A 7589-nucleotide genomic window follows, 5' to 3' on the forward strand; every position below is an offset into this window, starting at 1 on the left:
GAAACCTGCAAAGTCTTCGCAGAACTATGTTCAAGCTAAAATGCTTGTATTCAAATGGATAAAAATATATGTGGAACTCTTGCTGAAATAATAAATATTCACTAATAATCTTATAGTGAGATATTTAATAAATAGTGTTATACATATATGTCTACCATATATATCCTATATTTATCAATTAAGATATTAGTAACTAATACTATATAGTTTTATAGTAAGTGATATTGCTGTACAGATCAAATACTGCAAGTTCTGGTAGATCAAAGAATGTGTAGAATAATAAATATAACTATTAAATTCTCTTTAATGAAATGAACTGTCGAGCTAGATGAATGGAAGATTATTGTTGTTTTCTTTGCGTAAAATCAAGCCTGGAAATAAATATTGGCATAAGAAACACTGTTTCACCGGCAATATAATGAAAGAACCGATAAATAGAACAATATCTACCAACAATCGAGTAGGAAATGAGGGATTATTTTCATCACTGCTCTCTCATACCACCGTACGTAAAAAAGAAGGCACCTTCACAGGCGCCCTCTTAAAACACTTTAATTAAAAACACTTTGGGTAACATGCCCAAGTATACTTTATAAGGTAAAAGTCTCTACTTATTGAATGGATCTAATATTTCCTCTTTATATAATTTGATTGTATTCTTAGAGTTAGAATTATCTGTCATTGTTATTACAGTAGGATTTTCATCACTGTCAGCAGACAAGGTGAAAGTCTTCCCATTAAATGGATAAACCATATAGCTCCAATTATAATTATTCCATAAAGTAATCCCAAAATTATTGCCTCTGGAAGCAAATGTAAAGTTTACCAGATTGTCGCCCGCAGTTTTGTTATTAAAAAGCAAGAGTCCTACTGTACCGCCACAACTCCAATAAAAAGCGGTAGTGGTTGCATCGTATGGTGTAAATAATGCATAATCCAAAGGAACCCCTAGTGCAGGCATCACCTGAGTTTTTATAGCATTCCACCTGGCGATAGCTTGAGGGTCTCCTAATCCGCTCATTGCAAAATACCAGTCATTGTTGAGCAAAAGATAATTAAGTGGAAAAGTTGGAGTAAAGAGAGCATTTACACCATTTGTCGGAGAAAAGGTTCCATACTTTTCATCAGGCTGATATTTCAATTCCTCAATTGACTTTCCATTCAGAACCAATGGCTCACGGAATTTAATATTTCCTTCAGTCGTTATAATGTATGGCGCTTCTACTGTAATATCATTATCACCTTCCGTATAAGTAATTGCAAGAGTTCTATATGAAACTGTAACATCCGCTTTAAAATCACCTTCTGCATATTTATAAGCTATGAACTGAGAGAATACTTCATCCGCATCCTGAACACCTTGCAAGAAATCTTTCCATATAGTTGTCTCAGCCAATGGAGTCATAATAATTTTGGTAAGATTCTTCTTTCCCTTTAATATTACCCTATCTTTGGTAGCCTCCATAATAGTAAATTCAAAGTCTCCTTCCATACCTTTTCCATCACTACCTATTCCCCCGGGATTATGTGGATCAGAGAAATAATGCATTATTTCATTATGTGTATCAAAGCTTAATACCGGACCAGCACTTTGCTTTAGAACATACGTACTGGTAACCTTTGCCTCTGCATCATATATGTCGCTTGCTACTTGCACTGTACCATCTTCTGCAAATGAAACCAATATATTATAACCTCCATAAGTCAGGTTTGCAGAAGGATAGTACTCCATCAACCAACCATTCTTGGCACTTGTCAATACCTCTTTATCAGCCTTTAGTGTCGCTTCAATACGATTGGCAGAAGAATCATCAAATAAATCTTCCTCTTCCGGCGTGCAGGATGAATAAAGAGCGACAGCAAGCGATATAAATAATAAATTAAATATTTTTTTCATATTACTTTCTAATTAAGTGTTGTTAAATCAAGAGTAGCTACTTCTGCGGAACGACGGGTAACGACTTTACGTAACTCATCAATATCTATCTGCCAGCTACCTTTTAAATACTCTCTTATAATTTCTAATTTATCAAGGATGGCCTGTTTGCCAGATTCATCTTCGCCAACGACTCCGGCTGCCAATAGCTTTTGCCAGGCGGTTTCCGTGCGAGTTATGTAAACAGAAAGAATTTCTGCAAAATCCTCATTTGCTTCCTTGCTGGCATATCCTGATACAAAACCGGATTTAGGAGCATCAGGATCTTTCAAGTTAATCCAGTCCGTAGCTCTATAATTACCGGCAGAAATCAAATTGAAGTCTGTATCATAGTTTTTCTTCTGCTGCAAAATGTGGGTAAACTCATGATGCATTGTTTGGAAAAACCAATAATTCAAGTCTGTTGTACTGCCACTCTTATCAGGGAATGGGCTATCGATATCAATATACGGATGCTCAATATCAATTACGTTCACATTATACAGTGTCACCTTTATTCCTCCTTCGGCAGTACCCATCACAATACTACCAGTGTTAGGATAGTACGCCGGAGAACCAAAAAGCTGCATCACTCGTGGACAATACATTTTGACGAATTCATCACCGGCTACTTCTTTATAAACATCAATCCAGACATATTTCATCATTTTGGCCAAAGCTATAGACTTATCATAGTCTGCAGGAACCAAGTTAAACTCCATGTTCGATTCCTTGTCATCATATCTATAATTAAAACTGATATTATAAGGCGTTACATAGTTCTTCATCAGCCAATTGTCGAATTCATTCATTTCCGGCTCTTCCGTATCAAAAATACTCTTTGAGTCAAGATCATCTTCACTGCAAGCCCCTAAGCACAAAGTGAATGTAATCAATAAAAATAGTTTTATATATTTCATAATCATTTCATTTTTAAAGGTTATTATCTTGGGTTGGCAGCCAAACCGGCATCAATAACATCCGAAGGCAACTGGATGGCACGACGCAGATCACCGACTTTCAATATATCTGTAGCCAATCCATAACGGTTGTGCGCTACTTCTATGCCATAGCGTTTAATGTCGCACCAGCGTTGTCCATCATGCATTGTCTCAATACGGCGCATGTGCAATACACATTGAATAAAATTCTCTTGTTCACCTGATGCTACAGTAAATCCCTGAGGATGAAGTTCTTTTTTGATAGTACGATCACTACCTCCATCAGCCATAGATGGTACAGGGCAATATTTAATATCATTCCAGAATTCATTGATGCTTTCACGAGTCAATGTTTGCAGAGTATGAGTCATACCATTATCATCAACATACGAAGAAAGGCAATTTGTAACTTGCCAACTATTTAAATCGGCAGCAGCTTCTTCATATTTCTCCAAAAATGTATAAGCCTCTGCACGGCAAAGTAATGTTTCATTTGTTGTAAATGGAACGAATACAATATGCGCAAAACCCGTACCGGATGTTTTGTCTGTATACTCCCAGAATTCATCCAATTTCGGGAAGCGTACAGTCTGATTCGAACCATAAAGTTTTCTACCCAGAATCAAGAAACTGCCGGAACCTGAAGACCCCCATGGCCCTTCGGCCCAATAAGTCTCATAAGTGGTTATTTCTCGCCCATGATTGTAACGTGGTCCACTTCCGGAACCGATTCGTCCAGCAGCTGAATATGCCGGAATAATTAAAAGGTTACAGTTTTCACTTGCCTGCACGTAGGCATTTGTCACATCACCCGCTCCAAGTGGAATATAATTGGACATTTGACGCAGTACCCTATCCGGGTTGCTTCCTAATACTTGTGTTGCATATTCAACTACCTTTTGATAGTTTGATTTATCCGGTTTTACATAGAATAAGTTAAAACGAGTTGCAAAAGCATAAGCTGCCTTTTTATTAAAATGATATTTGGGGACAGTGTAAACATCATCACTGATATATGGCAAAGCCGCTTCTATATCCGCATTAATTTTCTCGTAAAGTTGAGCCATGGTTTCTCTTTCATATTTCACAATTACTTGAGTTTCAGGATTTTCAGAATAGGGAATTCCCATATCCTTATCTGCCGTTTCCGGGTTATAAGGTAAACAGAAGACATTTGCTAATACAAAATGGGCATAAGCACGGCACATCAAAGCTTCCGCCTTTTGAGGAGCCAGACTGGCGGGATCACCCAAATCATATATTGCTTGTATAGCTTGATTGGCAGCTGCTATGGCTCTATAATGAGTTTGCCACATGTAACGTGGATCATCATTACCATCACTCGTGATATCTGACCACAAATAAATTTCCTCTTGATCCTTATAGTTGACCGCATACTGAGGCCCGTGATCCACTACATTGTCACTGCTATATTCCATCATGAGGACAGGGGTCTTGTCTGGGTAAGCAGATACAAGTATAGATGTTACTTTTGCTTCCGTGTCAATCTCAGCACGGTTGTCCGGCATCGTATTGAGGAAGTCATCGCAGGAACCCAGCAAGAATGCAGTTCCTATAAGCGCGCTAAATATATATATATGTTTCATGTTTTTTCTCTTTTTAATGGTTAAATTCCTAATCTCAAGGTTAGCGTAAACTGACGTGGTACGGGGACGGCTACACCACCTGTATTGAAGAATTCAGGGTCTTGTCCGTTCAACTTCTTATCAGCATAAATCAAGAATAAGTTGGTAGCTTGTAGCTTAAGTGATAAGTTGTTGAATTTTAATGGTGCAATCCAGGATTTAGGGAAATCATATGATAATGAGATTTCTTTCATGCGGATGAAGTCGCCTTTAGCCACACGTGCAGTAGAGCGGTTGTAAGCATTATAAGCATAACTTAAATGATTATATTCCTGATTTAAACGACGGTCCGCAATAACAGGAATATTAGTAGTATTCTCATCGCCCGACTGAGTCCAACGGTTCTTGAATTCTTTAGGCATGGCAGCCAAATCAGAATACCAGTTTTTGAAAACCGGATCCAGGCGAATAACATTACCGAATGAATAGGTCATAAAGACATTCAACTTAAAACCTTTATAACTAAAGGTATTTCCAAAACTACCTGTAATGGTCGGATCTGTAGGTCCTTCGTATACTAAATAGTCTTTTACACGCGATTGGAAGTTAAGATCTGTCACAGTCTGTTTTCCACTTTCATTAATAAAGGTAGGAAGCCCTTCCTCGTTCAACCCTTGGAAATCAATGGAGAACAAAGAGCGCACAGGATAACCTTTCATTGTAAAACCGGAGCCAATCACCATATCCAGAATGCGGGTATTGGTTTCCAAATCCGTTACTTCATTTTTAGCTTGCGAGAAGATGAAGTCCGTATTCCATTTAAAATCCTTAGTTACAATATTACGTGTAGACAATGTAAACTCTATACCATGCGATTTCATACTTGCTACATTGGCATACTTCATCACTTGTCCACCAATACCCATTGTGTTAATAGCACCAATCAAATCATAATTATCACGTTTATACCAATCGACTGCTAAATTGATGCGATTGTCCAGAAAACCAATCTCAGCACCGATATTTAGTTCGTGTTTCTTTTCATAAGTAAGTTCGCTATTTTCAAGATCGTCAATCTGTAAACCTGATTCTTTCACTGAGGTAAATGGACGCCAAGGATTAAAGCTACTAATCACTACCCGAGAATTGGTTACGCTTGCCGGACCGCGGTCTGCGGTCAGTGAATAAGATGCTTTTAAAGTCAGGTTCGACAATGCCGGGCGCAAATTTTCAAAGAATGCTTCTTCATGCACATTCCAGGCACCAGACACATTCCAAGTGGGTAACCAACGAGAAGAACGACTCTTGCCTAACTTATTGGAACCCTCATAGCGAATAGTACCATTAACAGTGTATCGTCCTTTATATGAATAAGTTCCTGTTGCAAAGAATGCCACTTCACGTGAACGGCTTTCTTCTACAGTATAATAATTAGTATTTTCTTCATTGCCCTGCTTAAAGTACTGATAGTCATAAGAAGGAAGCATACCCATCTCATACTGCATACCTACGCCATTAAACCATGTTTTCGTACGATCCATAGAGTTCACTTCCATACCGCCGAAAAGGTTGATAATATGGTCTTCTGCAAATACATCGTTATAATTCAATGTTCCGCGAAAATCCCAACTGTTCATTCCATATTTTGTTTCACGATAAAAGCCACCTACTGGTAATACGCTGACGGGAAGAGAGTTTACCTTGTCAGGATCGGTGTACAGCCAAGGATTAGCATCACGCATAGTAGCATCATCCATTGCACGGAAAGCCCAAGCTTGGTTAGAATAATCCTTAACATAGTGTGATTGTGTCGTTGTGGAATATTTATAGGCACCTAAAGCAGAAGCTTCTAAATTTTTGAGTATTTTCCATCTTAATTCTCCCTGAAACTTCATATCAACTACATTTAAGTCCATATAGTTGTTTTCAAGTTCATGCAGAATGTTGAATGGAGCATAATTGCGAACATAGGTTTCATTAGCATCTAGTGTGCGTGAAGTATTTAACGCATACGAGTATGGATTAATATCAAAATCGCGTGATACTTCTCCAGTTACATAATTAGGGGTTGAACCTAAAGTACCGGGAGCTTTTTGTTTACGATACGAGGCATTTCCTATCAGGTTCAATGATAAATTGCTATAGATATTATACAAGGCATTTACATTGGCTGTATAACGTTGAACCGAGCTTTGTTTGGTCCATCCCGGGTCATTCATGACACTAAGTGATGTGTAATAAGAAGCTTTTTCCGTACCGCTTGACATGCTGATTGCATGGTTTTGTGAAACGGAACTGTTGAACAGGTAGTCAAACCAGTCTGTATTTCGGTATTCGGCTTGTTGCAAATAGGCATTGATTGCCTTGGTTGTATTTGGCAGACCAAATCCACCATTTGAAGTGTAGTCATTAATCAGATGATACATTTTACCATAGACACCACTGTCAGATGCACGATAAATATTTGAGAAGTTTAAGTAGCCGGCATTTGCCATCTCCTTGAATACTCCCATCTGCTCTTGTGAATTCATGATATTGAAATTGGTATAACTGGGCTTCATTCGCATCGTAAATTCACCGGTATAACTAATTTTGTTGGAACCAGCCTTACCCTTCTTTGTTGTCACAACAATTACACCTGCCATTGCGCGTGCACCATAGATAGAAGTGGCCGATCCATCTTTTAAAATCTGGAAACTTTCAATATCATCCGCATTCAATCCTGAAATAGCTGAGCTAATCAGCGTAACTGCGTCACCGGATGACAAGTCATCAGCACTAACTTCGGTAACATCCTCCATAATAACCCCATCTACTACCCACAGAGGTTTAGAACTACCATAAATAGAAGTAGCTCCACGTACGCGGATTTTGGGAGCTGTACCAAATGTACCGGAGACATTCTGAACCGATACGCCAGCAGCACGCCCTTCCAGCGCACGGCTTATTTCAGGCAGACCGTCTAATTTTACGTCGTCGGCAGATAATTTTGATGTAGCACCTGTAAAGAGACGTTTGTCCATACGTTGCATGCCAGTAACCACAACTTCCTGAAGCATTTCACTGTCGATTTTCATTGTAACCTTTAAGCGCGGCTTGATACTTACTTCTTCTGTTTTCATACCAATGTAAGAAATTTGCAATGTT

4 protein-coding genes are annotated in these 7589 nt (G+C 38.5%); all 4 read right to left on the reverse strand.

The features are described 5' to 3' along the window. Positions 1-607 precede the first annotated feature (607 nt). Positions 608-1897, reverse strand: a complete 1290-nt coding sequence (locus BN161_RS28350) for a DUF4302 domain-containing protein (RefSeq protein WP_052356436.1) — start codon at positions 1895-1897, stop codon at positions 608-610. Positions 1898-1905: 8 nt separating this feature from the next. Beyond that, positions 1906-2835 (reverse strand): zinc-binding metallopeptidase, encoded by a 930-nt coding sequence (locus BN161_RS27465; RefSeq protein WP_044272417.1) that lies wholly within the window; start codon positions 2833-2835, stop codon positions 1906-1908. Positions 2836-2858: 23 nt separating this feature from the next. Beyond that, complete coding sequence (locus BN161_RS27470) at positions 2859-4463, reverse strand: RagB/SusD family nutrient uptake outer membrane protein (RefSeq protein WP_044272412.1); 1605 nt, start codon at positions 4461-4463, stop codon at positions 2859-2861. 20 nt (positions 4464-4483) lie between these two features. Further along, a partial coding sequence (locus BN161_RS27475) for a SusC/RagA family TonB-linked outer membrane protein (RefSeq protein WP_044272420.1) occupies positions 4484-7589 on the reverse strand: 3106 nt, incomplete at its 5' end.

This window comes from Bacteroides timonensis, assembly GCF_000513195.1.
Classification (GTDB): Bacteria; Bacteroidota; Bacteroidia; order Bacteroidales; family Bacteroidaceae; genus Bacteroides; species Bacteroides timonensis.